General features: G+C 36.9%; 1 protein-coding gene. It reads right to left on the bottom strand.

The window, feature by feature from the left end; all coding sequences use genetic code 11:
• Window positions 1-887: AAA family ATPase (locus tag U9P79_01365; GenBank protein MEA2103277.1), on the bottom strand; the 887-nt coding region annotated here is incomplete at its 3' end.
• Window positions 888-1,177: the final 290 nt, after the last annotated feature.

Genomic DNA, 1,177 nt, shown 5'->3' with positions numbered 1-1,177 from the left:
AGAACATCTTTCCCGATCTCTTTGATATCGTCCGGAGAAACGTATCCGCGTTGATCCAACAAAGCATTTGCTTTTGCTGCTCGTATTAGGTAAATTGAAGCACGAGGAGAGGAGCCAAAATCAATGAAATTTTTGATATCTTCCAATTTATAGTTTTCCGGTTCTCTTGTGGCAAAGATAAGATCAAGAACATATTCTTTAATTTTATCATCCACATAGATTTCATCAACCAAGTTTCGGGTTTTAAGAACATCTTCACGACTGATGATTTTGTTAACGTGCAAATTGGGTCTGTTCGTCATTCTTTCGATAATCTCACGCTCTTCTGATTTGGAAGGATAATCAATTTTGATTTTGAGCATAAATCGGTCAATTTGTGCTTCGGGCAGAGGATAGGTACCTTCCTGTTCAATAGGATTTTGAGTAGCCAAAACCAGAAATGGTTCGTCCAGTTTGTAAGTTGTATCACCAATAGTAACTTGGCGTTCCTGCATAGCTTCGAGCAAAGCACTTTGAACTTTGGAGGGAGCACGATTTATTTCATCGGCAAGGATCAAATTGGAAAAAATTGGACCCTTTTTCGGTGTAAAATTTCCTTCCTTCTGATTGTAGATAAGTGTTCCGATCAAATCAGCAGGAAGCAGGTCAGGAGTAAATTGAAGCCGATTGAAATCGCAGTCAATTATTTGACTCAATGTACTCACAGCCAAAGTTTTTGCTAATCCGGGCACACCCTCAAGCAAGATATGACCATCCGCAAATAAGCCGATCAGCAAGCGTTTTATCATATATTCCTGCCCCACGATAACCTTGCCTATTTCCGAATAAATAGATTTCAGGAACTCAGTATGTTCCATCACTTTTTTATTAATTTCTTGAATTTCCATAGAAACTCCGATTCTTTTTTATCAACCACTAATTCACGAATGTTTTTAAAAGAATATAATTCGTGAAATTCGCGGCTGATTTTATGTTTTATTTATTTTCTGCTTTTCTAACTCACCCTCGGTCCCTCTCTTCAAAGAGAGGGATGACTTAGGTTCAAAGGCAATTTTTTCTTTCTGTTTTCTGGTTTTCACTGTTCACATTTCACTTTTCACATTTTCTTTGTAAGCCACTAATTCACGAATATTTTAAAAAAAATATCATTAGTGAATTCGTGGCTGATTTTATTTCA

The sequence above is a fragment of the Candidatus Cloacimonadota bacterium genome, assembly GCA_034661015.1.
Taxonomy (GTDB): Bacteria; Cloacimonadota; Cloacimonadia; order JGIOTU-2; family JGIOTU-2; genus JAYEKN01.
The sequence above is the reverse complement of the archived record's forward strand: the minus strand, read 5'-3'. Positions and strand labels throughout refer to the sequence as shown.